The sequence below is a fragment of the Allobosea sp. NPDC055332 genome (genome assembly GCF_053645455.1).
On the sequence record NZ_JBSHMO010000006.1, the window covers coordinates 175,610 to 197,952 of the forward strand.

Annotated in this window: 23 protein-coding genes; 11 read left to right on the forward strand and 12 right to left on the reverse strand. The window is 66.0% G+C overall.

The genetic code is table 11. The features are described from left to right. Positions 1 to 47: 47 nt before the first annotated feature. Entirely contained in the window at positions 48 to 794 is a 747-nt protein-coding gene (locus tag ACWIGM_RS29610) for an arginyltransferase (RefSeq protein ID WP_454029567.1), read from the reverse strand. 165 nt (positions 795 to 959) lie between these two features. Here ACWIGM_RS29610 and ACWIGM_RS29615 point away from each other — a divergent pair, with 165 nt between their 5' ends. Next, the gene (locus ACWIGM_RS29615) at positions 960 to 1,790 is read left to right on the forward strand and encodes a class I SAM-dependent methyltransferase (protein ID WP_454029568.1); all 831 of its coding nucleotides are present in this window, start codon (positions 960 to 962) and stop codon (positions 1,788 to 1,790) included. A 7-nt stretch (positions 1,791 to 1,797) separates the two neighbouring features. On the opposite strand, the gene ACWIGM_RS29620 is transcribed toward ACWIGM_RS29615, so the two are convergent. The 5 genes from ACWIGM_RS29620 to hemB form a co-directional block, all read right to left on the reverse strand. Beyond that, entirely contained in the window at positions 1,798 to 2,271 is a 474-nt protein-coding gene (locus ACWIGM_RS29620; RefSeq protein ID WP_454029569.1) for an RDD family protein, read from the reverse strand. Between the two features lie 60 nt (positions 2,272 to 2,331). Then, positions 2,332 to 3,591, reverse strand: a complete 1,260-nt coding sequence (locus tag ACWIGM_RS29625) for a threonine ammonia-lyase (RefSeq protein WP_454029570.1) — start codon at positions 3,589 to 3,591, stop codon at positions 2,332 to 2,334. Positions 3,592 to 3,599: 8 nt separating this feature from the next. After that, positions 3,600 to 4,931: a branched-chain amino acid ABC transporter permease gene (locus ACWIGM_RS29630; protein ID WP_454029571.1), complete on the reverse strand. Its 1,332-nt coding sequence runs from the start codon at positions 4,929 to 4,931 to the stop codon at positions 3,600 to 3,602. Positions 4,932 to 5,159: 228 nt separating this feature from the next. Beyond that, positions 5,160 to 5,621 carry a hypothetical protein gene (locus ACWIGM_RS29635; RefSeq protein ID WP_454029572.1) on the reverse strand — a complete coding sequence of 154 codons (462 nt, stop codon included), beginning with the start codon at positions 5,619 to 5,621 and terminating at the stop codon, positions 5,160 to 5,162. A 138-nt stretch (positions 5,622 to 5,759) separates the two neighbouring features. Further along, positions 5,760 to 6,824, reverse strand: coding sequence for a porphobilinogen synthase (hemB, locus tag ACWIGM_RS29640; protein ID WP_454029573.1), 1,065 nt, complete (start codon positions 6,822 to 6,824; stop codon positions 5,760 to 5,762). A gap of 158 nt (positions 6,825 to 6,982) precedes the next feature. Here hemB and ACWIGM_RS29645 point away from each other — a divergent pair, with 158 nt between their 5' ends. From ACWIGM_RS29645 to ACWIGM_RS29675, 7 genes are all read left to right on the forward strand, one after another. Further along, complete coding sequence (locus ACWIGM_RS29645; RefSeq protein WP_454029574.1) at positions 6,983 to 7,333, forward strand: hypothetical protein; 351 nt, start codon at positions 6,983 to 6,985, stop codon at positions 7,331 to 7,333. Positions 7,334 to 7,419: 86 nt separating this feature from the next. After that, a complete protein-coding gene (locus ACWIGM_RS29650) occupies positions 7,420 to 8,475 on the forward strand; it encodes an enoyl-CoA hydratase/isomerase family protein (RefSeq protein WP_454029575.1) in 1,056 nt (351 codons plus the stop codon). A 1-nt stretch (position 8,476) separates the two neighbouring features. After that, a complete protein-coding gene (locus ACWIGM_RS29655; protein WP_454029576.1) occupies positions 8,477 to 8,920 on the forward strand; it encodes a DUF6163 family protein in 444 nt (147 codons plus the stop codon). 208 nt (positions 8,921 to 9,128) lie between these two features. After that, positions 9,129 to 9,641: a transcriptional regulator LdtR gene (ldtR, locus tag ACWIGM_RS29660; RefSeq protein WP_427361582.1), complete on the forward strand. Its 513-nt coding sequence runs from the start codon at positions 9,129 to 9,131 to the stop codon at positions 9,639 to 9,641. A 256-nt stretch (positions 9,642 to 9,897) separates the two neighbouring features. Beyond that, a complete protein-coding gene (locus ACWIGM_RS29665) occupies positions 9,898 to 10,824 on the forward strand; it encodes a DUF4238 domain-containing protein (RefSeq protein WP_454029577.1) in 927 nt (308 codons plus the stop codon). Positions 10,825 to 10,859: 35 nt separating this feature from the next. Next, positions 10,860 to 11,648 (forward strand): DUF4145 domain-containing protein, encoded by a 789-nt coding sequence (locus ACWIGM_RS29670; protein ID WP_454029578.1) that lies wholly within the window; start codon positions 10,860 to 10,862, stop codon positions 11,646 to 11,648. Positions 11,649 to 11,962: 314 nt separating this feature from the next. Beyond that, on the forward strand, positions 11,963 to 13,204 hold the full coding sequence (locus ACWIGM_RS29675; protein WP_454029579.1) for a L,D-transpeptidase family protein: 1,242 nt from the start codon (positions 11,963 to 11,965) through the stop codon (positions 13,202 to 13,204). A gap of 76 nt (positions 13,205 to 13,280) precedes the next feature. Here the strand turns inward: ACWIGM_RS29675 and ACWIGM_RS29680 are convergent, their stop codons facing one another. The 3 genes from ACWIGM_RS29680 to ACWIGM_RS29690 form a co-directional block, all read right to left on the reverse strand. Further along, on the reverse strand, positions 13,281 to 13,565 hold the full coding sequence (locus ACWIGM_RS29680; RefSeq protein ID WP_454029580.1) for a hypothetical protein: 285 nt from the start codon (positions 13,563 to 13,565) through the stop codon (positions 13,281 to 13,283). Between the two features lie 112 nt (positions 13,566 to 13,677). Continuing rightward, positions 13,678 to 14,781, reverse strand: coding sequence for an isocitrate/isopropylmalate dehydrogenase family protein (locus tag ACWIGM_RS29685; RefSeq protein ID WP_454029581.1), 1,104 nt, complete (start codon positions 14,779 to 14,781; stop codon positions 13,678 to 13,680). A gap of 48 nt (positions 14,782 to 14,829) precedes the next feature. Beyond that, positions 14,830 to 15,804, reverse strand: a complete 975-nt coding sequence (locus ACWIGM_RS29690) for a Bug family tripartite tricarboxylate transporter substrate binding protein (RefSeq protein ID WP_454029582.1) — start codon at positions 15,802 to 15,804, stop codon at positions 14,830 to 14,832. Positions 15,805 to 15,965: 161 nt separating this feature from the next. Here ACWIGM_RS29690 and ACWIGM_RS29695 point away from each other — a divergent pair, with 161 nt between their 5' ends. After that, a complete protein-coding gene (locus ACWIGM_RS29695) occupies positions 15,966 to 16,598 on the forward strand; it encodes a GntR family transcriptional regulator (protein WP_454029583.1) in 633 nt (210 codons plus the stop codon). A 194-nt stretch (positions 16,599 to 16,792) separates the two neighbouring features. On the opposite strand, the gene nhaA is transcribed toward ACWIGM_RS29695, so the two are convergent. After that, a complete protein-coding gene (nhaA, locus tag ACWIGM_RS29700; RefSeq protein ID WP_454029584.1) occupies positions 16,793 to 18,043 on the reverse strand; it encodes a Na+/H+ antiporter NhaA in 1,251 nt (416 codons plus the stop codon). Between the two features lie 159 nt (positions 18,044 to 18,202). Beyond that, positions 18,203 to 19,411, reverse strand: coding sequence for an MFS transporter (locus ACWIGM_RS29705; RefSeq protein ID WP_454029585.1), 1,209 nt, complete (start codon positions 19,409 to 19,411; stop codon positions 18,203 to 18,205). A gap of 67 nt (positions 19,412 to 19,478) precedes the next feature. On the opposite strand from ACWIGM_RS29705, the gene ACWIGM_RS29710 reads away from it, so the two are divergent. After that, complete coding sequence (locus ACWIGM_RS29710; RefSeq protein ID WP_454029586.1) at positions 19,479 to 19,925, forward strand: helix-turn-helix domain-containing protein; 447 nt, start codon at positions 19,479 to 19,481, stop codon at positions 19,923 to 19,925. Between the two features lie 98 nt (positions 19,926 to 20,023). Then, positions 20,024 to 21,319 carry a serine hydroxymethyltransferase gene (gene glyA, locus ACWIGM_RS29715; RefSeq protein ID WP_454029587.1) on the forward strand — a complete coding sequence of 432 codons (1,296 nt, stop codon included), beginning with the start codon at positions 20,024 to 20,026 and terminating at the stop codon, positions 21,317 to 21,319. 24 nt (positions 21,320 to 21,343) lie between these two features. On the opposite strand, the gene ACWIGM_RS29720 is transcribed toward glyA, so the two are convergent. Next, positions 21,344 to 22,294, reverse strand: coding sequence for a hypothetical protein (locus ACWIGM_RS29720; protein WP_454029588.1), 951 nt, complete (start codon positions 22,292 to 22,294; stop codon positions 21,344 to 21,346). Between the last annotated feature and the right edge of the window lie 49 nt (positions 22,295 to 22,343).

Consider the following 22,343-nt stretch of genomic DNA (forward strand, 5'->3'; position numbering starts at 1 on the left):
CCAGATTGCGTTGGTGCGCGACGGAGGCGCGATTGCGCGAGCCAGGCTCAGCCGACCCGTTCCCAGCCTTGGGGCATCAGGCGCTCCTGGGGCAGGAAACGGGCCTTGTAGGCCATCTTCGGCGAGCCCTCGACCCAGTAGCCGAGATAGACATAAGGCAGGCCGAGCTTGCGGGCGCGCTCGACATGCTCGAGCACCATGAAGGTGCCGAGCGAGCGCGCTTCGAGCGCAGGGTCGTAGACCGAATAGACCATGGAGAGCCCGTCGCTCAGCCGGTCGGTCAGAGCGAAGGCGAAGAGGTCGCCCTGGCCGCGGCCGGTGAAGCCGCTGTCGGGTCCGCGCCTGCGATATTCGATCAGGCTGGTCTCGACATGGGTGTCCTCGACCATCATCGCGAAGTCGAGCGCCGACATCGTCGCCATGCCGCCTTCGGGGTGGCGATCGTCGAGATAGCCGCGGAACAGCGAATAATGCTCCGAACGCGGCTGCGGCGGCAGCGCCTCGCCGATCAGGTCGCTGTTGCGCGAGAGAATCTTGCGGAAGGTGCGCGAGGGCCGGAAATCGGCGACCACGACCCTGACCGAGATGCAGGCCCGGCAGGTCTCGCAGGCCGGCCGGTAGGCGATGCTCTGCGAGCGCCGGAAGCCGCCTTGCGAAAGCACATCGTTGAGGTCGCGCGCCCGTGCGCCAACGAGGTGCGTGAACACCTTGCGCTCCTCGCGGCCCGGCAGATAGGGGCAGGGCGTCGGCGAGGTCAGGTAGAATTGCGGGGCATCCCGCAGGGGACGTGTCACGTCAGCAGGCTCCGGAACCGCCGAGTTGAGGGAGAGTTTAGCAGTCGGTGCGGCGGCAACAAGCGGCAAGGCTAAGGCGGCCGCATCGCATGGGATAACCCGCGGATTGATGCTAGCCTGCGCTCGCGGGGATATCCGGAGACCCCCAAGGGCAGGGGTGATGCGATGCAGACCGAAACGGTCGCGTTGACCCGCGAAAAGGAAACCCTGCTGATCACGCTCTGGGCCAAGGCCGGCGAGAGCCTGCTGCCCGATTCCCTGCTCAAGGATCGCTTCGCCGCCGCGGCGGCAGCCCGCATCGACTATGATTTCGCCAGGCTCAAGGTCGACCGTGATTTGATGGTCGGCCTTGCCATGCGCGCCCATACCTTCGATGGCTGGACGCGCGATTTTCTCGCGGACAACCGTGATGCGATCGTGCTGCACCTCGGCTGCGGGCTCGATAGCCGCGTCTTTCGGATCGATCCGCCTGCCGGCGTCGACTGGTTCGAGGTCGACTATCCCGACGTCATCGCGCTTCGGCGGAGGCTCTATCCGGCGCGCGACGATTATCACCTGATCGGCTCCTCGGTGACCGAGCCGGGCTGGCTCGATGTACTGCCGAGGGACCGCCCGGCGATGATCGTGGCCGAAGGGCTTCTGCCTTATCTGCCGGAGGAGGAGGTGCCGCCGCTGCTGGAGCGGCTGGTGCGGCATTGCCGCAGCGGCGAGATCGTCTTCGATGCCTATAGCCCGCTCGGCCTCAAGCTGATCGCGCTGCAACCCTCGATCAAGGCAACCGGCGCGGTGCTGCATTGGGCGCTCAACGATCCCGCCGAGCTGGAGCGGCAGGTGCCGGGCCTAGCGCTCGTGACGGAGCTCACAGCCTATGATCCTGACGGCTACGATGCCCAGCAGATCGCGCGGATGTCCTGGCCGGCGCGCTTCGCGATGCAGTTCTTCTCGCTGATCCCGCCGCTGGCGCGCATCGGCCTCCTGCTGCGCTATCGCTTCTGAGGCCGGCTTAGGCGCGGACCACCACGAGGCCGGTCAGGATGTCGTGGCCGAGGCGCCGGTCCTCGCGCACCAGCCCGCAGGCGATGTCGAGGAACCACAGGCCGACCGTGCCGGCGGCGACATAGAAGAACAGCGCGTGCACGGCGGCGGCCAGCGCGTCCGGCCGGCCGCCCGAGGCGGTCTCGACCCGAAGGCCTGCCATGCGCATGCCGAGCGTCGCCTGCTTGCGCCCGCCGATGGTGATGGCGGCATAGCCGAGCGCGACGGCGACCGTCGCTCCGCCCATCAGCAGCCAGGTCAGGCCGAAGGTGACGATGCCGAGGATCGCGAGCAGGAACCAGACCATGCTGCCCAGGATGAACAGGACGACGACGTCGCCGATCCAGGCGAACAGGCGCGAGCCGAGCACGCCGCGCGTATCCTGCAGCGGCCGGTCCTCCAGCGCGACGATCGGCGGCTGGCGATAGGACGGGTTCGACATCGACGTTGAGTTCCTCATTGCTCCGGAGGCCGGCATGGCCCACTGGCCAATAATGTTTGATCAGCTCCCCGGTTCCGCAAGGCCACGCGGATAGATCCGCCTGGGTGCGTAGCCTTCCTGACGCAGCGCCTCCTCGATCGCGGCGGTGTGAGCCTCATCGCGGGTCTCGACGGTGACGTCGAGCGTCACGCCCTTGGCCGGCACGTCGAGGAAGAGCCGGCCATGGCTGACCTCGAGGATATTGGCGCCGAGCGTGCCGAACAGGCTCGCGACCTTGCCGAGCAGGCCGGGGCGGTCGCTGGCGGTGAGGCGGAAGGCGGCGATGCGCTGCTCGCGCTCCAGCTCGCGCACCATGATCGCCGCCAGCAGGCGCGCATCGATATTGCCGCCCGAGAGCACGAGCCCGACCTTGCGGCCGCGATAGCGCTCCGGCTCCTTCAGTATCGCCGCGAGCCCGGCGGCGCCGGCACCTTCGGCGAGCGTGTGCTGCAAGGTCGCGCAGGCGTTGACGGCGCGCTCGATCAGGTCCTCGCCGACCAGCACGATGTCCGAGACCAATTCCTTCACCACCGGCAAGGTCTGGGTACCGACCGTCTTGACCGCGATGCCTTCCGCCAGCGTCGCGCCGCCGATCGGCATCGTCGTGTCGTGCACCGCATTGTGGAAGGACGGATAGAGCGCCGCTTCGACGCCGATCATCTCGATCGATGGCTTCAAGGCCTTGGCCGCGATGGCATTGCCGGCCATCAGCCCGCCACCGCCAAGCGGAATCAGCAGCATGTCGAGATCGGGTGCCTCGCGCAGCATCTCCAGCGCGACGGTGCCCTGTCCGGCCATCACGGCGGCATCGTCATAGGGATGGACGAAGACGAGGCTCCGCTCGGCGGCGATCTCGCGGGCGTGCTGGGTCGATTCATAGAGGGTCTCGCCGAACAGCACGACCGTGGCGCCATGGGAGCGGGTGTTCTCGACCTTCACCAGCGGCGTCGTCTCCGGCATCACGATCGTCGCCGGGATGCCGAAGCGCTTGGCGTGATAGGCGACGGCCTGGGCATGGTTGCCGGCCGACATGGCGATGACGCCGCGGCGCTTCTCATCGGCGGTGAGGCCGAGCAGCTTGTTGACCGCGCCGCGCTCCTTAAACGACGCCGTCGCCTGCATGTTCTCGTGCTTGACGAAGATCTCGGTGCCGGTCAGGGCCGACAGGCGCGGCGCCGGCATCAACGGCGTCTTCAGCACATGGCCTTCGATCCTGCGCGCAGCCGCCTCGATATCGGCGAAGCTGATCGCGAAGCCGCTCTGCATCCGTTCCCCCGTCATGCCGTTCTTCAGACCTGGCGTGGCGTCAGCGCGCCGTCGCCGAAGAAGCCGCCGGGACGCAGGATCAGCGTCACGGCGAGCAAGCTATAGACCGCGATGTCGCGCTGTTCGAGCGGCATCGTCGCCGACCACAGCACCTCGAAGGCGGCGATGGCGAGCCCTCCGAGGCAGGCGCCGGGCACCGAGCCGATGCCGCCGAGCACGGCCGCAACCAGGGCCTTGAGGCCGAGCGTGAAGCCGCCGGAAAAGCCCATGCCGCCATAGATCACGGTGACGATGACGCCGGCCGCGCCGCAGATCGCACAGGCGATGATCAGCGCCCGGTCGTGCACCGCGCCGGTGTCGATCCCGAACAGGGAGGCGGTCTTGGCATCGTCGGCGACGGCGCGCCAGGCCCGGCCATAGGCCGAGCGGGCGAGGTAGAGGATGAGGCAGGTCGCGGCGCTGAAGCCTAGGCCTGCCATGGCGAGCGAGACCGGCGTCGCGGTGACGATGAACTGCTCGGCCCGCGCCAGCGGCAATGGCTCGTTGAACACTGGCGGCAACCAGCGCAGCTCGGCGCCTTGCGCCAGGCGCAGGTATTCCGAGAGCGCGATGGCGAGCCCGATCGTCGCGATCAGCACCTGCTGGCCATTGCTCTTGTCGAGATGGCGCAGCACGAAACGGCCCATGGCGAAGCCGTGCAATGCACTGACCGCGATGGCGACGGCAAAGGCGATGAACAGGCCCGAAACCGGCGTGGAGGCGGCGAGGGACAGCGTCAGCGCCACGCCGACCACCGCCGCGAGCGCCCCCAGAGCCGAGAACTCGCCGAAGGTCAGGAGGATGCGGCCATTGAGCCCGTAGATCAGGGCATAGGCGCTGGCGAGCAGCGCGTAGATCGCGGCCGAGGGCAGGGCGGCGAGACCTTGCTGCAGGCCGTAGGCGACGCCCGGCGACAGGTTTAGCAGGTCGGCGCCCGGCACGGCGCCCGGGTCGACCGGAGGCTCCGCCTTGTACTCGAGATAGAAGCGCCGCAGCAGCAGGAAGCTGGCATCGGTCATCGGCACGCCGTCGGAGGCGAGGCCCGCCAGCGCCCCGCGCTGCAGCGTCGTGCCTTCTCCGGCGAAGATGCAGTCGATCGTGCGCCTGCGCGGCTGCGCCTCCGGCGCCTGCGCCCGGTAGGTGATGCGCAGAATGTCGGCGCGCGGGCCGGTGCCGGTGCCCTCGATGGTGATGGCCGTGTCTGTCGGGTTCAGCGCGGGGATCGCCAGCCGGCAGGCGCGGATCTGATCGGTGTCGAAGCGCCCGCAGGCAGCGAGCGCGAGGCAGAGCAGAATCGACGTGAGCAGGGCGCGCATCGCGGCGCACGCTAGCGCGAGAATCGGGGCGTTGGAACTCGCAGCGATGCTGCGTGCATGCGCAATTGCGGGTCTTGATAAATCGAGGGGGCGGCGCACATCCGATCGGGCCGGCAGCGCGATAGGGCAATGGTCATGCAGCGGGACGAGATCTGGGGTGCCGAAGCGGCCTGGACCTCCCTGAACGACTAGTTGTCTGACCGCGTCATGGAGCAGGCGTTGAGGCGACTATCGAGCGCAATCGCTCTCGAATTTGCGCGCAGCGAGCGCGCGCGATTGCCCGAGAGCTGGCAGGGAGGTTGTGGATTTTCCGATCCTGGTGGTGATCGTGCCCTCGCTACGAAGCAGCGCCAAAAGCGGCTTGATCTCGGTTAAGAACTCTACCGTCTCGCCATCGACGTCGTCCGGGGTGAATGTCGTTTCGAGTCGTGATTTTCCGACCTGAAGCACAAGTTTATGGCCATTTTTGATTTCTTCAGAAGAAGGTTTAAGCCCAAGAATTGCTTTAATCTGTCTCTCGCGAGGAGTGCATATCGCCACAAATCCAATAATATCTGAGTTCGGTACGCCGTATACGATCTTATTTTCAAGGATGTCCCAGCTGGGCAGGTCTTCGTCTTCGGATCGTACGGGGGCTGCCAGCCCAAATTGCAACGCCATGAAAGCGCAGATGAGGCGCAACTTGATCAACGACGATCTCGCAGTCATGCGCCATCCCGTAAGTCATGAGGCCCTAGACAAAAGACGCCTTTGCTTCATCGATCGCCGGGCGGTGTTCAAGACCAAGCTGCCCGCCCCAATGGCGCGTTGGGCGGCAGGCGGCCTAGCTCAGCCGCGCTCCTTCAGCATCTTCGCCACCCGCGGCGCGAAATAGGTCAGAACGCCGTCGGCGCCGGCGCGCTTGAAGGCGAGCAGGCTCTCCAGCATCGCCTTGTCGCCGTCGAGCCAGCCATTATTGGCCGCCGCCATGATCATCGCGTACTCGCCGGAGACCTGGTAGGCGAAGGTCGGTACCCGGAAGGTGTCCTTCACCCGCGCGATCACGTCGAGATAGGGCAGGCCGGGCTTGACCATCACCATGTCGGCGCCCTCCTCGAGGTCGAGCGCGACCTCGGCGATCGCCTCGTCGGTGTTGGCCGGATCCATCTGGTAGGTGCGCTTGTCGCCGATCAGCGTGGCGTTGGTGCCGATCGCGTCGCGGAACGGGCCGTAATAGGCCGAGGCGTATTTGGCCGAGTAGGCCATGATCTGCACGTCCTCATGGCCGCTGGCGTCGAGCGCGGCGCGGATCGCGCCCACGCGCCCGTCCATCATGTCGGAGGGCGCGATCACATCGGCGCCGGCATCCGCGAGAGCCAGTGCCTGCCGGACGAGGATGCCGACGCTGGGGTCGTTCAGGATCCGTTCGCCATCCATCACGCCGTCATGGCCATGCGAGGTGTAGGGGTCGAGCGCCGCGTCGCAGATGATGCCGATCTCCGGCACCGCCGCCTTGATCGCCCGGACTGCCCGGCACATCAGGTTGCGGCTGTTGAGCGCTTCCGAGCCGGTCTCGTCGCGCAAGGCGCGGTCGACATACGGAAAGGGCGCGATCGCGGGAACGCCGAGCCTTGCCGCGGCTTCCGCCTGGCGCACGGCCTCGTCGATGTTGAGCCGGTCGACGCCCGGCATCCAGGCGACGGGCGAGATCGGCTCGGCGGAATCGATCAGGAAAATCGGCCAGATCAGGTCGTCGGTGGTCAGGCGGTTCTCGCGCACCAGCCGGCGCGACCACTCGGCCTTGCGGTTGCGGCGCATGCGGCGGGTGAGCCCGAGCGCGTCCGTCATGGCGGCCGCTGCCTCGGCCTTCCGCTCCTGCGGTGCCGGGAAAGGGCGCACAACCTTGGATGCCATCGACGCCTCCGCTTCGAACGCGATACTTGCTTGCCGGCGATGCTTTAACACATCGGAACGATTCCAAAACAGTCACGATGGTCGCAGCCAGCGAGAGCAGGCCAGAGCGGCGCAAGGCTGCCGGCGCGGGCGATCTCGCGGTCATCAAAGGATAGGCGATGCGCCCACGGCCTCTTGCTCTCGCTGCGCTTGCGGCAATGCTGACCGCTACGACTTCGCAGGCCGAGGTGACCCGTCGCGATGCGATCGAGGCGCAGACGGCAAGCGCCCTGGCGTCCGCCGACTATGCGGAGCGTCATTGCCCGTCGCTGCGCATCGGCCAGGACAAGCTCGAGAAGAATTTGCGCGAGATCAAAGGCACGCTCGCCGGCCTGCGCGCCACCGAAAGTTATGCCGAGCAGGTCGCGGCGCTGCGCTCGGTCGAGCAGAGCCACGGCCGGGCGATGGTCTGCGTGGTCCTGCCCAAAGCCCATGGCGGCTTCGGCCGCGGCATCGTCACCGTGCGCTGAGACGCGGACGGGGCCGGGCCGGCACTCGCGTTGACAAGCCGGGGCGCGCCTTCCAGAACCGCCCGAGGGATCGGGTCGAGGCGGGCATGGCGCAGGATCAGGACATCATCTGTGAAATCCGCGGTAGCGCCGGCTTCGTCGTGCTCAACCGGCCGAAGGCGCTGAACGCGCTCAATCTCGGCATGGTGCGCGAGCTCGCCAAGGCACTCGACGCCTGGGAGCACGATCCCGCCGTCACCCGCATCGTCATCACCGCAGCCGGCGAGAAGGCGTTCTGCGCCGGCGGCGACATCCGCGCCCTGCACGATCTCGGCAAGGCCGGCCAATACGAGGAGATGCTCACCTTCTGGCGCGAGGAGTACATCCTCAACGCCCGCATCCAGAGCTATCCCAAGCCTTATGTCGCGCTGGTCGACGGTATCGTCATGGGCGGCGGCGTCGGCGTCTCCCTGCATGGCGACCATCGTGTCGCCGGCGAGCGCTGGCTCTTCGCCATGCCCGAGGTCGGCATCGGCTTCTTCCCCGATGTCGGCGCGACCTATGCCCTGCCGCGGCTGCCGGATCATAGCGGCACCTATCTCGCTTTGACCGGCGACCGTGTCGGCCAGGCCGATGCGCTGGCGCTCGGGCTCGCGACGCATGCAGTGCCGTCGGCGCGCATGGCCGAGCTCGCCGAGGCGCTGACCGGCGCCGAGCCGGTCGATGCGACGCTGGCGCGCTTCGCTCACGATCCCGGGCCGGGCAAGCTCGCGCCGGAGCGGGCGACGATCGCGCATTGCTTCGGCGCGGCGACCCCGTCCGATGTCCTCGGTCGTCTGGACGCCAGAGCCGCCGCTGGCGATGCCTTTGCCGCCAAGACGCTCGCGACCATTCGGGGCAAGTCGCCGACCAGTGTCGCCATCGCCTTCGAGCAGATGCGCCGCGGCGGCTCGCTGAGCTTCGCCGAAGCCATGCAGCTCGAATTTCGCATCGTCTCGCGCGTTACGCACGGCCACGATTTCTATGAAGGCGTGCGTGCAGTAGTGATCGACAAGGACCAGGCGCCGTCCTGGCAGCCGCAGACGCTGGAGGAGCTCGATCCGGCGGCGGTGGCGGCCTATTTCGCCCCGCTCGGCGAAACCGAACTCGTGCTGGGCGGCTGAGATGGCGGTGTTGCGCGACGGCGAGATCCTGCGCGGTCCGGGCCAGACAGGCGAGGTTAAGCGCCGGGTTCGTTGGCGGCTGCTGCTGGTCTGGCTGCTGCGCCTGCTCTCGGTGGTCTGGATCGGCAAGGGCCTGATGCACTGGGCGACGATCCTCGGCCTCGGACTGGTGTTCGAGCCCGGGCCCGCCTTCGAGACGCGCCCGCTGACCTTCCAGGCGATCACGGTCTATTTCGCGGTGTTCGATCTCGTCGCCGGCGTCGGCCTCTGGCTGACCGCGACCTGGGGCGGCGTGCTCTGGTTGCTCGCCGCCGTCAGCCAGTTGCTGCTCGGCTTCTTCTTCCCGCGCTGGCTGACGGTTTCGCCCGCCTTGATCGGCACCTATGTCGCACTGGTGCTGGCTTATTTCCTCGCCACCTGGGCGGCCGAGAATCAGGAATCCTGAGGCCGCCAACCTGTCTCGAATACGCTGAGCTACGGTAAGAATCGCTTTAGCTTAAGAGATTTGCGGTTCATTTTGGATTCACCCAAAAGGGTAAATCCCTGATTCATCCTGATATTTAAACTCGTTTTCATCCGCCCCGCCTATGGTGTCTCTCAGAAGCGGACCGGGAGACAAATCCTGGCCGGTAATCAACAGGCGGGATATTACCATGAAGAGCAATGTAAAGACTGTGGAGCCGGCTGCGTCCGAAGAGGTTCAGCTCAAGGTGAAGCCACTTTACCTTGAGTCCCTCACCTTGGTCGAGCGGTTGCATCGCCGGCTGCTCGACGTGATCAAGGACGAGTTCGAGCGTCGCAACCGCGACGACGTCAACAGCGTGCAGGCGCTGCTGCTCTACAATATCGGCGACGCCGAGCTCTCGGCCAGCGAGCTGCGTACCCGCGGCTACTATCTCGGCTCGAACGTCTCCTACAACGTCAAGAAGCTGGTCGAGCTCGGCTTCCTGCACCATGCCCGTTCGCGGATCGACCGTCGCTCGGTGCGCATCAGCCTGACCGACAAGGGCCGCGAGGTGCACCACATCGTCAAGGGCGTCTACGACAAGCATGTCCGCACGGTCGAGCAGATCGGTGGCATCGCGGCCGACGATTTCGAGCGGATGAACAACGCCCTGCTGCGCCTCGAGCGCTTCTGGACCGACCAGATCCGCTACAAGCTCTGAGAGACGGGGCATTCAGCCCCGTTCCAAGAAGAATATCCCGCAGCGCGCTTCGGCCTCCTGGCCGAGGCGCGTGCGCCTGTTTCTTTCTGGCAACCGCCGGCAGGCGTTTGCGCGACAATTGCGCAGCAGCCTATCCTCGGTTTGTGCTCCGGCGTGGCACAGGATGCGGGAAGAGCTGGTGGAGAAGATTTAGGCGTGACTGGGGAAAAGTGCCACACGGGAAGGTTGAACATCGGGCGGCCTGATATAAGGCCACATGGTTCAAAATCCGCCAAAAAAGCACCATTACATCCCGCAATTCTATCTGAAACGCTGGGCGCTTACCGATAACAAGCTTGCCGTCTACAATCGGCCAAACCCTCGCACTCGGGCTGTACAAGCCAAGATGAAGCACCCGGCCGAAACTGGCTGGAAGGAAGGGGCCTATCAGTTTGAGGGGTTGCCTGACGGCAAAAGGAATCGTCTAGAAACCGCGTTCTTCAGTATGCTGGACGGCAAGGCGGCCGATGCCCGCGCCCTGATGGAAACGCCGGGCAGCACCTGGACCGTTGAGCTTCGGTACGCCTGGGTGATGTTCCTGATGTCGCTTATCAGCCGCCACCCGGACGACATCGAGGCCTTCAAGTCGGTGTACATCCGCGATTTCAACAAGGTGTCGCAGGCGGAGCAGGGCGCTTACGAGAAGGCTCGCGAGATAGGGGACCCGGCCACAGCGGAGGAGTTCTTCGCCAATGTCGGCCGGGAGTTCCTGCGGAACATGGCGATCAACAACATCCCCAAGCTCATCATGCACGAGAATGCGGTGAAGAGCCTGATGAGTATGCATTGGAGCGTCGCCACACCTCCGGACCATGGGTACTTCTTGACTTCAGACCGCCCAACGCTTCGCACGTTCCTTGGCCGCAGAAACTCGCAATGGATGGTTCCGATTGGGCCGAAATGGCTGTTCGTGGCGGCGGAGACTCCGGAACTTGGGAGGCGCATCAGGAGGTCCATGGCGAGACAGGGCTGGGAGGAGGTGAACAGGCAGGTGGTCCGGCAGGCTGTCGAGTTCGGGTATGCGGTCACCGAGGAACACCTGCCGTTCTTCGACAAGCATCTGGCGAAGGCCACGCGGCCGTCGATGTATTTAAGCTTTGTCCCCGACCCGAAAACGGCGCCACCGTTGAAAAAGCCGCCCTAGTGGGTGATCGTCGCCAAATCTGCAAGGAAAGCACTTTGAGCGAGAGTCCGAAAAAGATTGAGAAGGCCCATTGCCCGACGTGCAATCGCTCGCAGAACTGCGACTTGCACGGCCATATTCATAAGCCTTGGGAGTGGTCGGATAACCAGGGCCACAGCATGTCCGGCGGCCATCACTACACCCTCTACGAATGCCGGGGTTGCGAGACGGTCTTCCTGGAGACGGCGGCGTGGGACGACAACGATGTGGATTATTGGTACGATCACAACGGCGAGACGCAAGGCGAGATGGTCCTTACAAAGACCACCTATCCCAAGCCTCCCTCTCGGCCTCGCCCTGACTGGTTGGACAAGATCGGGGCGCTTCACCCGGATTTGTATCAGATCCTGGATGAGACCTACAAAGCCGATGAGCACGACTGCCACCTCTTGACGCTGGTTGGGCTGCGCACGGCTCTGGACAGCTGCGTGACGATCCTAGGCATCGATCCGGGGCAGACCTTCGAAGAGAAACTTCAGACTCTGCGCGACGGCGGCTATATCGGAGAGACAGAGCTGATGGAGCTGACCGTTCTGACGAATGCGGGCAATGCTGCCGCGCATCAGGGCTGGTCGACTGCGCGGACCGAGATCGGCCACCTGCTCGATGTGCTGGATACCTTTGTCAAGCGGGTGTTCGTGAACGGCAAACGCGCACTCGCACTAAAGGATGCCATTCCTAAGAAGCAGCGTCGTCAAAAAAAGACGAAGAAGGGCGCCGCTGCTGCCGCTCCCGAGGAGCAGGGGGCTGTCCTTAGTTTCGAGATGGGAAAGCTGAAGGCGTAGCGCCCTTCACTTTCACTGCTGATCCGTCGCTACGCGCGAAACTCGATCTCAGTGTTCGCGCCGCTAAAGTGCTCGATGGAGAAAGGCATCACCGCGTGCGCCTGTTTCTTTCCGGCCACAGCGACTTCTTTCCGGCTACGGCGATCAAACCCGCGTGAGCGCGACGCATCGCTGCCCTAAAAATGCCGCGCTCATCATGAGCTGTTAACTGTGGTAAGGGATCGTCCCCAGCGACCGGCCGTGGCTCATGCCCGGCCGAAGGGGCGGGTCGCGTCCCGCTCCGATGATATGCGAAGTCCAAGGGGTTACGATCGATGCCGAAACTCAGCCTGACGCGTCGCGAGACGCTCCTGGGCCTGTTGTCGGGTGCTGCCGCCGGCGCAAGCCTGCCGGCTTTCGCCCAGCAGGCCGAATGGCGCCAGAGCTATGACGCCGGTTCGCGAAATGCGGTCCAGCGCTCCTCGACGCCGATGCTTTCACCGGCCGCACTGACCGCGACCGAGCAGGCGGTAGAGGCCTATCGGGCGCTCGCTGCGCGCGGCGGCTGGCAGCCTCTGCAGGTCAGCGACAAGCTCGCCGTCGGCTCGCGAGGCGCCAGCGTCGTCGCCCTGCGCCAGCGGCTGATCATCACCGGCGATCTCGACGCCTCCGCCGGCGACAGCAACATCTATGATTCCTATGTCGAGGGCGGCGTGCGCCGCTTCCAGTCGCGCATGGGCCTGTCGACCACCGGCAGCATCAACCGCGCCACGCTGACTGCGCTCAACGTGCCGGTCGACCGGCGCATCCGCCAGCTCGAGACCAACATTGTGCGCCTGCGCACCTGGTCGGGCAATCTCGGCAATCGCTATGTCGTGGCGAACATCCCGGCGGCTGCGGTCGAGACGGTCGAGAACGGCCATGTCGCGACCCGCCATGCTGCCGGCGTCGGCAAGATCGACCGCCAGTCGCCGCTGCTGCAGACCAAGATCCCCGAGGTCAACTTCAACCCAACCTGGACGGTTCCCGCTTCGATCATCCGCAAGGATCTGATCCCGAAGATGCAGAAGGAGCCGAACTACCTGACCGAGAACAAGATCCGCATCATCGGTCCCAGCGGCGAGATCCCGCCCGAGCGCGTCAACTGGCGCTCGGACGAAGCGACCCGCTACACCTTCCGCCAGGATCCGGGCGGCGAGTTCAACTCGCTCGGCTTCGTGCGCATCAACATCCCGAGCCCGCACGGCGTCTACATGCACGACACGCCGTCGAAGGGCATCTTCGGCGACGATTTCCGCTTCGTCTCGTCAGGCTGCATCCGCGTTCAGAACGTGCGCGACTACATCGCCTTCCTGCTCAAGGAGACCCCCGGCTGGGATCGCGCCAAGATCGATGAGACCATCGCCTCGGGCGAGCGCGTCAACGCCCGCATCGCTAATCCGGTGCCGTGCTACTGGGTCTACATCACCGCCTGGGCGACGCCGGATGGCGGCGTGCAGTTCCGCGACGACATCTACAATAAGGATGGCCTCGGCCCGGTGCCCGTCGCTGCCTTGCAGGGCGATCAGGACATCTGAGCCCGGCTGCGGCCAAGGCCCTCGTCATTGCGAGCTCCCGGCGAAAGCCGGGAGCTTTTTTTGCTTGTGTGGCAGACTATTGCAGCCCGCTTTTGGCCTGTCGCTTGACCTTCGTGACCGTGTCGAGGATCGCCACCGCCCGCCGCAGCGCGGCATAGGTCGGGTCGGGCTTGGCTCCGGGCCTGAGCAGGTCGGTGGCCGCGAGGTGAATGCGTTCGAAATGGGGAGCGAGCTCCCCGGAGGACGCACTGGCCTGCTTCGCGATCTGCGCGAGCGCCTTCGCTGTCTGTGAGGAAGGCCATTTCTGAAAGTCGGATGCGAGCTGCTTGATCGAGGCGACGGAATGATCGGCAGTCGGCATCTGAAGGCTCCGGCCGCGCCCCCGAAGCTGGGGCGCGCCCTGTCAATGCACCAGCCCTGAACCCGTTCCCTTTTCCGTCATGACCTGCGCGGGATGGCCGGTTGCTCTGACGTCAGGCCGCCTTCGCCGCTTCGGTCAGATTGGCGGCGACGCAGCTCGCGAAGGCCCTGGTGCCGAGCGGTCCGCCGAGATCGCGCGTGCGCAGTTCCGGCGCCTTGATCGTCAGGTCGATCGCCCGCTCGATCGCCTGCGCCGCCTGCAGCAGGGCAGGGGCCTGCCGTCGCTCGCCGAGCCAGGCGAGCAGCATCGCGGCCGAGCCGATCAGCGAAGCGGGGTTGGCGAGGTCGCGGCCGGCGATATCAGGCGCCGAGCCGTGCTGGGCCTGCGCCACCGCATGGTTCTCGCCGGCATTGAGCGAGGCGGCGAGGCCGAGGCTGCCGGAAATCTCGGAAGCCTGGTCGGAGAGGATGTCGCCGAACATGTTGGTGGTGACGATCACGTCGAAGACGCTGGCGTCACGCACCAGCAGCGCCGCCATCGCGTCGATGATCTTCTCCTCATACTCGACATCCGGATAGCGCTCCGCCACCGAACGCACGCATTCCAGGAACAACCCGTCGGAGATGCGCAGCACATTGGCCTTGTGCACGGCCGTGACCTTGCGCCGGCGCTGGCGGGCGAGGGCAAAGGCACTCTCGGCGATGCGCAAGGAAGCCTGCCGCGTCACCTTGCGGAACGACATGGCGAGGTCCGGCGTCGGCATGATCTCGCCGGGCCCCAGATGCATCGAGCGGTCGGAGTAGAAGCCTTCGGTGTTCTCGCGCACCATGACGAGGTCGAGCGGCTTGCCGCAGCGCGGCGCGAAGCCCTCGCGTGAGCGGGCCGGGCGGATATTGGCGTAGAGGTCGAGCCGCTTGCGCAACTGGCCGGACGGGTTGAGCCCGCCCTTCTCGGCCGGCGGATACTCGTTGTGCGAGACCGGGCCGAGGATGACGCCATCCGCTCGCTTCGCCGCCTCCAGCACGGTCTCGGGAAAGGTCGTGCCCTGGTTCTTCAGCGCAGCGAAGCCGATCTCCGCCTGCTCATAGGCGAGCTTGAAGCCGAACAGCGCGCTAGTCGCGTCGAGCACCTTGCAGGTCGCCGCCGCGATCTCGGGGCCGATGCCATCCCCTTCGAGGACGAGCAGGTGCAGGGCAGGTGAGGTCGCGTCGGTCATGTCGGCGTCGGTCCGGATGTCATGGAAGGGAAAGGGGACGAGGAGGCGTCACTCGATCTTGATGTCGGCCTCGGCGACGACCTTCGACCACTTCTCGCGCTCGGCCTTGACGAAGGCGGCGAACTCGGCAGGCGTATTGCCGATCGGCTGGGCGCCTTCGAGCTCGAGATTCCGGCGCACCTCCGGCAGGTTGATGATGGTCGCGACCTCGCTGCGCAATTTGTCGATGATCGCCTGCGCCGTGCCTTTGCGCACGAAGACGCCGTACCAGCCGCTGGCCTCGTAGCCGGGCACGCCGGCTTCCGCGAGCGTCGGCACCTGCGGCAAGGCGGGCGCCCGCTCCGCCGTGGTGACGGCGAGCGCCTTCAGGCTGCCGCCATGCACATGGCCGATCGCCGAGGGCAACGTCGCGAACATCATCGGGATATGCCCGCCGATGAGGTCGTTCAGCGCCGGCCCGGCGCCGCGATAGGGCGCGTGCTTCAGCTTGACGCCTGCCATCAGCTCGAACAGCGCCGTGGCGATATGATTGGCCGAGCCGTGCCCGGCCGTGCCGTAGGTCAGACCCTCCGGCTGCGCCTTGGCCAGCGCGATCAGTTCTGCGACCGAGTTCGCCTTGACGGAAGGGTGTACCAGCAGGAGCAGCGGCGCCTTGGCGATCAGCGTCACCGGCTCCAGCACCTCGGCCGGGTCATGCTTGAGGTTCTTGAACAGGCTCGGATTGACCGCCATCGGGCCGATATTGCTGATCAGCACGGTGTAGCCGTCAGCCGGAGCCTGTGCCGCCGCGGTGGTGCCGAGATTGCCGCCGGCCCCGGCACGGTTCTCGACGACGACGCCGACCGCGAGACGATCCTGCAGCTTCTGCGCCACCGCCCGCGCGATCACGTCGGTGCCGCCGCCGGCAGCGTAGGGCACGACCATGGTGATCGGCTTGCTCGGCCAGTCCTGCGCCTTGGCGGCGACGGTGGGCATGGCGATCAAAGCGGCGGTGAGCAGAAGCTTGGCGATCCGGCGTGACAAGGTGGCCTCCCAGACGGTTCTTATTTTCAGTATACCGAAGTATGCTGAAATGAGAGAGTGAGGGCAAGCGTTGATTTCGGCGCGAGGGCGGGCGATCACCGCAGCCGGCATCACGGAGCAGGAGAGGGCGCAGTTTGACGGTCTTCGCGGATGTTCAGCCGGTGCGTTCGCTCGCGGGCCAGGCCTATGCGCGTCTGCGTGAGGCGATCGATGCCGGCGAGCTCAAGCCGGGCATGCGCCTGCGCGAGGAGGACCTCGCGACCCGCCTGGAGATGAGCCGCACACCCTTGCGCGAGGCGGTGCGCCGGCTCGAGGCCGAGGGCTTCTTCACCCGCGATTCGCGCACGCTCGTCGTCATGACGCTCGATCACCAGGCGGTGTCCGAACTCTACGCGATGCGCGAGGTGCTGGAGGGAACTGTCGCTGCCTTCGCCGCACGCCACGCCTCGGAAGGCGAAGTCGTGCTGCTGCGCGATCTACATGCGATCGAGGCCGGGTTGCTCGCGCGCCCGCTGGAGCTCGCCCGCCATAATGAGCGCTTCCATTCGGCGCTCTACGGTGCGGCGCATAATCGTTACCTGCTGAAGGCTCTCAATGCGCTGCGCGATGCCCGTGCGCTGCTCGGCCCGTCGACGCTGCTCGATGCAGGCCGAGCCGCGCAGGCCCATGCCGAGCACGATGCCATCGTTTCGGCGGTGGAGGCTCGCGATCCGGCGAGAGCCGAGGCGGCCGCCCGCGATCACATCAGGGCCGCCGGGCGCGAGCGCCTGCGGCGGCTGGTGCAGGCGGGTTGACCTCGCCTGCGTCGGCCCGGGTCAGGCCAGATTGTCGGCGATCAGGAAGCCGAGCAACGAGATGCACGCCATCACGATCGAGATTTCCAGAAGACTGAAGCCCATTGCCGCCTCCACCGCTGGAGAGGCAACGCAACTCGCCCGCCATGGTTCCGCCGCAGCTGCGGCGATTTTGTGATCCTGCTCCGAGCTCCTCAGTGCGACCGCTGGATCACCGGCGCGGGATCGTCGCCCGTCGCCAGATGCCGGCCGGCGAGATGGAGCACGACATAGCCGATCACCGCCGACAGTGCCGAGCCGGCGAGCACGCCGATCTTGGTGGCGTCGTTGAGCGCGGCACTGTTCGCGAAGGCGAGCGCCCCGATGAACAGGCTCATGGTGAAGCCGATGCCGCAGAGCAGCGAGACGCCGTAGAGCTGCGCCCATGTCGCCTTGGCCGGCATGGTGCCGAGACCGAGCCGCACCGCGAGCCAGGCGAAGCCGAACACGCCGATCTGCTTGCCGAGGAAGAGCCCGAGCACGATGCCGAGTGGCACCGGCGTCAGCAGCAGCGAGGGCGACATGCCGGCGATCGAGACGCCGGCATTGGCGAAGCCGAAGACCGGCACGATGAAATAGGACGACCAGGGGTGGAGCCGGTGCTCGAGCGTGTGCAGCGGTGAATGCTCGGGCTCGTCGCTCTCCGCGCCATGGCCGCCGATCGGGATGGTCAGTGCCAGCGCGACGCCGGCGAGCGTGGCGTGGATGCCGGACTTCAGCACGAAGAACCAGAGCACTGCGCCGATCACGAGATAGAGCGGCAGCAGGCGGACGCCGCGCAGATTGAGCGCCATCAGGATGGCAAGGCACGTGCCAGCGCCGGCCAGCATCGGCAGCGAGAGATTGCCCGAATAAAACAGGGCGATGATCAGGATTGCGCCGAGATCGTCGAGGATGGCGAGCGCGGTCAGGAAGATCTTGAGCGAGACCGGGACGCGCGAGCCGAGGATGGCGAGGACGCCGAGCGCAAACGCGATGTCGGTCGCGGCGGGGATCGCCCAGCCGCGCAGCGCTGCGGCGTCGCCTTTGGCGAGCGCCGCATAGATCAGGGCAGGCGCGATCATGCCGCCGAGCGCGGCGAAGGCGGGCAGGGCGCGGCGGCTCCAGCTCGCCAGCTGGCCCTCGACGAATTCGCGCTTGATCTCCAGTCCGACGACCAGGAAGAACACTGCCATCAGCGCGTCGTTGATCCAGTGCAGGACCGAGAGGCCCGCGATCTTTGCTTCGAGCAGCTTGAAATAGACGATGCCGAGCGCCGAGTTGGCGATGATCAACGCCAGGGCCGCGGAGAAGACCAGCAGCACGCCAGCGGCGGCGCCGCTTTCGAGAAAGGCGTGCAGGGGCGAGCGGCGCTTCGGCGGCCAAGCCGGGGCTTCGGCTTCGATTTGCTGCGCATCCTGGGTCACGCCGGCATCCCCTTTTTTCTCGTTGCTCGATATCGCAGGGCCCCTGCGACATCGCGATGTCGGTTCGATTGCAGCCGGCGGTTGCACGGGGGCGATTCGACCGACTCATCCCAACGAATAGAGGAAAGCGGGCTCGAGGCTGCGTTCCATATCGCCGCACTATTGCCTGCGTAGCCGGTTCGCGCCACCCGCCAGCGCGGCCATTGCCGTCATCAGGACCAGCAATGCGGCCGTGCCGCCGAAGAGGAAAGCGTAGCTGCGTCCTGCGATCAGGGGCGTGCTGATGATCGGCGAGCAGAACTGGCCGATGAAGATCGAGGTGGTCAGGATGCCGCCGGCCAGCCCGCGCTTCTGCGCCGGTGCGAGGTTGAGGGCGAGTGCCACGAAGCTCGGCGAGACCAAAGCGTAACCCGCGCCGATTGCCGCGACGGCGGCAAAGATCGCCAGGGTCGTCGAAGCGAGCAGCAGAACGAGGAAGCCCACGGCCATGGCGCCGTAGCCCAGCGCGAAGATGCCGACATAGCCGACGGCGCGCTGGATGCGGGGGTAGAGCAGCGCAGAACCGCCGCCCGACAGCATCAGCATGCCGAGCGCCGAGCCGGTCATGATCGCGCTGTCATAGCCCTGTGCGTCCAGAAAGAAGGACAGCTGCGTCGGCATGACGAAGAAGATCATGTTGGTCGCGCCCTGCAGCAGTACCAGCAAGGCAAGCGGAAGCCGCCAGGCGCGATGGTCGTCACTGCCATCTACCTGCCTACCGCCGGCAACCGACGACAGGCGCGGCGGATCGACGATCACCAGCCACATCAGCGGCAGGAAGGCTGCGGCGAGCCCGTAGATCGCGAAGGGCAGGCGCGGCGAGAGCGTCGCGACCCAGCCCGCGGTGAGGATGAAGACGAGGCCGCCGAGATTGCGGGCCGAAATCTGCAGGCCGCTCAGGGCATTGCGGTCGTCGCCGCTGAAATAATCGCCGATCAGCGCCGTCTGCGCCGTCATGATCAGCGCGACCGCCACTCCCAGGACGAGCCGGCTCGCGAAGATCGTCGGCAGGTCGGGCAGGACGAGCCCGGCGCATCCCGAGACGACGAACAGCAGGACGCCGACGAGCAGCAGTCTGCGCCGCCCGGTCCGGTCGGCGGCGATTCCCGCGAGCGGCGCGCAGATCGCGACGGCGAGCGAGGGCGCCGGTACCAGCAGCCGCGTCAGCAGGGCGGCGTTGGGATCGTCCGCGAACAGTCGCTCCAGCCCGGGCAGGGCCGGGGCGATCGTCGCGTTCGCCATGGTGGTGAGCGATGCCGCCATCAGGAGGGCGATGGCGCGCGGGTCCTGCCAGACCGGGATTTGCCTTGAAACGAGAATAGCTTCCATGATGAACCTCTTGCCGAAGTGAGCCTTTCGGCAGAGCGTACGAATTCAAGTCGACTTGAGGTCAAGCATGCTTGCTCTGGACATTGGCGAGGTCGCAGAACGCTCGGGCGTGACAGCGTCGACCCTGCGCTATTATGAGGAGATCGGCCTGATTTCCTCGGTAGGGCGGTATGGCCTGCGGCGGCAATTCGATGCCGATGTGCTGCTGAAACTGTCGCTGATCGCCATGGGCAAGGCGGCCGGCTTCTCGCTGGAGGAGATCGCCGGCATGTTCGGGCGCGACGGCAGGCCCGAGATCCCGCGCGACCAGCTGCTCGTCAAAGCTGACGAGTTGCAACGGCAGATGGCCGAATTGCGAATGCTGCGGGACATCCTGCGCCATGTCGCCGATTGCCCCGCGCCTTCGCATCTGGAATGCCCGAGCTTCCGCAAGCTGATGCAGGCCGCTTCGCGCCGGAAGCTCGTCTACCGCCCCTCCATCCGACGCTCGGGCGCGCGCCGGGCAGCTCCTTAGCCGCGTCCATCTATCGCTTGGACAGGCAAACATCGCGTGATAGGGACCGCGCACGGGGCTGGGCCGCGATCGGCCGCCGCATTCTTCAGGAGCCGGACATGACCGACGCCGCGCGCAAGCACCTCTCCAACTCCTTCTTCGGCGCCGGCCTTGCCGATGTCGATCCCGAGATCGCCCGCGCCATCGAGCTCGAGCTCGGCCGCCAGCGCGACGAGATCGAGCTGATCGCCTCCGAAAACATCGTCTCGCAGGCCGTGCTCGAAGCGCAGGGCTCGGTGATGACCAACAAATACGCCGAGGGCTATCCGGGCCGGCGCTATTACGGCGGCTGCCAGTTCGTCGACATCGCCGAGAAGCTCGCGATCGAACGCGCCTGCCGCCTGTTCGACTGCCAGTTCGCCAATGTCCAGCCGAATTCCGGCAGCCAGGCCAACCAGGCCGTGTTCATGGCGCTGATGCAGCCCGGCGATACCTTCATGGGCCTCGACCTCGCTGCCGGCGGCCATCTCACCCATGGCGCCCCGGTCAACCAGTCGGGCAAGTGGTTCAAGGTCGTGCCCTATGGCGTCTGCGTCGTCGACCAGATCATCGACTATGACGCGATGGAGCGCCTCGCCGTCGAGAACAAGCCGAAGATCATCGTCGCCGGCGGCTCGGCCTATGCCCGCCATTGGGACTTCGCCCGCTTCCGCGAGATCGCCGACAAGGTCGGCGCCTATTTCATGGTCGACATCGCCCATTTCGCCGGGCTGGTCGCCGGCGGTGCGCATCCCTCGCCGTTCCCGCACGCCCATGTCGTCACCACCACCACCCACAAGACCCTGCGTGGCCCGCGCGGCGGCATGGTGCTGACCAATGACGAGGCCATCGCCAAGAAGATCAACTCGGCCGTGTTCCCCGGCCTGCAGGGCGGGCCGCTGATGCACGTCATCGCCGCCAAGGCCGTCTCGTTCCATGAGGCGCTGCAGCCGGAGTTCAAGACCTACGCCCATGCCGTCGTCGCCAACGCCAAGGCGCTGGCCGAGACCCTGAAGAGCAAGGGCTTCGACCTCGTCACCGGCGGCACCGACAACCACCTGATGCTGGTCGACCTGCGCTCGAAGAAGGTCACCGGCAAGGCGGCCGAGGCCGCGCTCGGCCGGGCTCACATCACCTGCAACAAGAACGGCATCCCCTTCGATCCGGAGAAGCCGATGGTCACCTCCGGCATCCGCCTGGGCACGCCGGCGGCGACCTCGCGCGGCTTCGGCGTCGCCGAGTTCAAGAAGGTCGGCGAGCTGATCGCCGAGGTTCTGGATGGCCTCGCCGCCAATGGCGAGGAGGGCAACGCCGCCGTCGAGCAGGCGGTCAAGGCCAAGGCGCACGAGCTGACCGCGCGCTTCCCGATCTACTGAGCGGGAAGAGGCCGGGACCGGTCTTTAAGGGAAGGTCCCGGTCAGCTTGATCATGAACAGGTTTTCCGGACCGCCGGGCGCATCGCCCCGGTTGGTCCGGCTGAGCTCGGCATTGAGGTCGAGCCCCTTCATGACCTTGTAACCGGCCGAGGCGCTGCCGCCGAACTGGCCGTCCTTGACCTGCGCGGCGACGGCGACGTTGAAGCGGTCCTCCGTCGCGCTCAGTTTGAGATTGAGGTCGACGGTCGGCTTGGTCACGTCCTTCTTGACGATGCCGCTGAGCTCGAACGAGCCGTACTGGACCATGACCTCGCCCTCGACCTTCTCGATCGCGGCCGACTTGGTCACCACCTGAAGCGAGAGATCGAGCTTCAGCCGGTCCCATTTCAGCTTCCCGGTCAGTTTGGCGCCGACCAGTTCGGCCGTCGGGTCGAAGACGATGCCGCCGACGCCGAGCTTGAGCGCGCCGAGCTTGACCACCTCGAATTTCAGCTTCTCCAGCTGCTGCAGGCCGAGCGTCACCGCGCCATTGTTCGGCTTGGTGACGAAGAGGGCAGCGCCCGCTCCGAGCGCCAGCGCCGCGCCGACGACGTAGACGATGCCCTTGTGCTGATCGACCCAGACGCCGAGTGCTGACGAGCTGGCTGCTTCCTTGAAGGCGTCGACCTGCTTTTCGAGGGACTTATAGGCCGACGACTTCTTGATCTGCTTGAAATACTCGTCGGCTGCCTTGGACAGGACATCGTCGCCGATCGAGCGGAGCTTCTGGATGTCGTCGGACGAGAGCTGGGTCGTCTGGCTCTTGAGTTTGGCGTTCGCGAAGCTCAGCAACCCCTTCTGCGCCGTCGAGAGCACGACCGGGCTCTTGAGGATCTCGGCAAGACGTTCGGGAGACCTGTGGATCTCGCTGTCGAGAAGGTCGAAGGCCAGGACGACCAGGCCGCCAAAGGCGTCGCCGATAGTGTCATTGGACATCTGCGAAACTCCGATTGGTGAGCTGTGGATCGGAAGGCAGGCGCAGGCG

Coding starts and splice junctions, on each gene's coding strand:
- ACWIGM_RS29615 (WP_454029568.1), top strand. CDS start 960: ATGCAGACCGAAACGGTCGCGTTGACCCGCGAAAAGGAAACCCTGCTG.
- ACWIGM_RS29620 (WP_454029569.1), bottom strand. CDS start 2,271: ATGTCGAACCCGTCCTATCGCCAGCCGCCGATCGTCGCGCTGGAGGAC.
- ACWIGM_RS29625 (WP_454029570.1), bottom strand. CDS start 3,591: ATGACGGGGGAACGGATGCAGAGCGGCTTCGCGATCAGCTTCGCCGAT.
- ACWIGM_RS29630 (WP_454029571.1), bottom strand. CDS start 4,931: ATGCGCGCCCTGCTCACGTCGATTCTGCTCTGCCTCGCGCTCGCTGCC.
- hemB (WP_454029573.1), bottom strand. CDS start 6,824: ATGGCATCCAAGGTTGTGCGCCCTTTCCCGGCACCGCAGGAGCGGAAG.
- ACWIGM_RS29645 (WP_454029574.1), top strand. CDS start 6,983: ATGCGCCCACGGCCTCTTGCTCTCGCTGCGCTTGCGGCAATGCTGACC.
- ACWIGM_RS29650 (WP_454029575.1), top strand. CDS start 7,420: ATGGCGCAGGATCAGGACATCATCTGTGAAATCCGCGGTAGCGCCGGC.
- ACWIGM_RS29655 (WP_454029576.1), top strand. CDS start 8,477: ATGGCGGTGTTGCGCGACGGCGAGATCCTGCGCGGTCCGGGCCAGACA.
- ldtR (WP_427361582.1), top strand. CDS start 9,129: ATGAAGAGCAATGTAAAGACTGTGGAGCCGGCTGCGTCCGAAGAGGTT.
- ACWIGM_RS29665 (WP_454029577.1), top strand. CDS start 9,898: ATGGTTCAAAATCCGCCAAAAAAGCACCATTACATCCCGCAATTCTAT.
- ACWIGM_RS29675 (WP_454029579.1), top strand. CDS start 11,963: ATGCCGAAACTCAGCCTGACGCGTCGCGAGACGCTCCTGGGCCTGTTG.
- ACWIGM_RS29680 (WP_454029580.1), bottom strand. CDS start 13,565: ATGCCGACTGCCGATCATTCCGTCGCCTCGATCAAGCAGCTCGCATCC.
- ACWIGM_RS29685 (WP_454029581.1), bottom strand. CDS start 14,781: ATGACCGACGCGACCTCACCTGCCCTGCACCTGCTCGTCCTCGAAGGG.
- ACWIGM_RS29705 (WP_454029585.1), bottom strand. CDS start 19,411: ATGGAAGCTATTCTCGTTTCAAGGCAAATCCCGGTCTGGCAGGACCCG.
- ACWIGM_RS29710 (WP_454029586.1), top strand. CDS start 19,479: ATGCTTGCTCTGGACATTGGCGAGGTCGCAGAACGCTCGGGCGTGACA.
- glyA (WP_454029587.1), top strand. CDS start 20,024: ATGACCGACGCCGCGCGCAAGCACCTCTCCAACTCCTTCTTCGGCGCC.
- ACWIGM_RS29720 (WP_454029588.1), bottom strand. CDS start 22,294: ATGTCCAATGACACTATCGGCGACGCCTTTGGCGGCCTGGTCGTCCTG.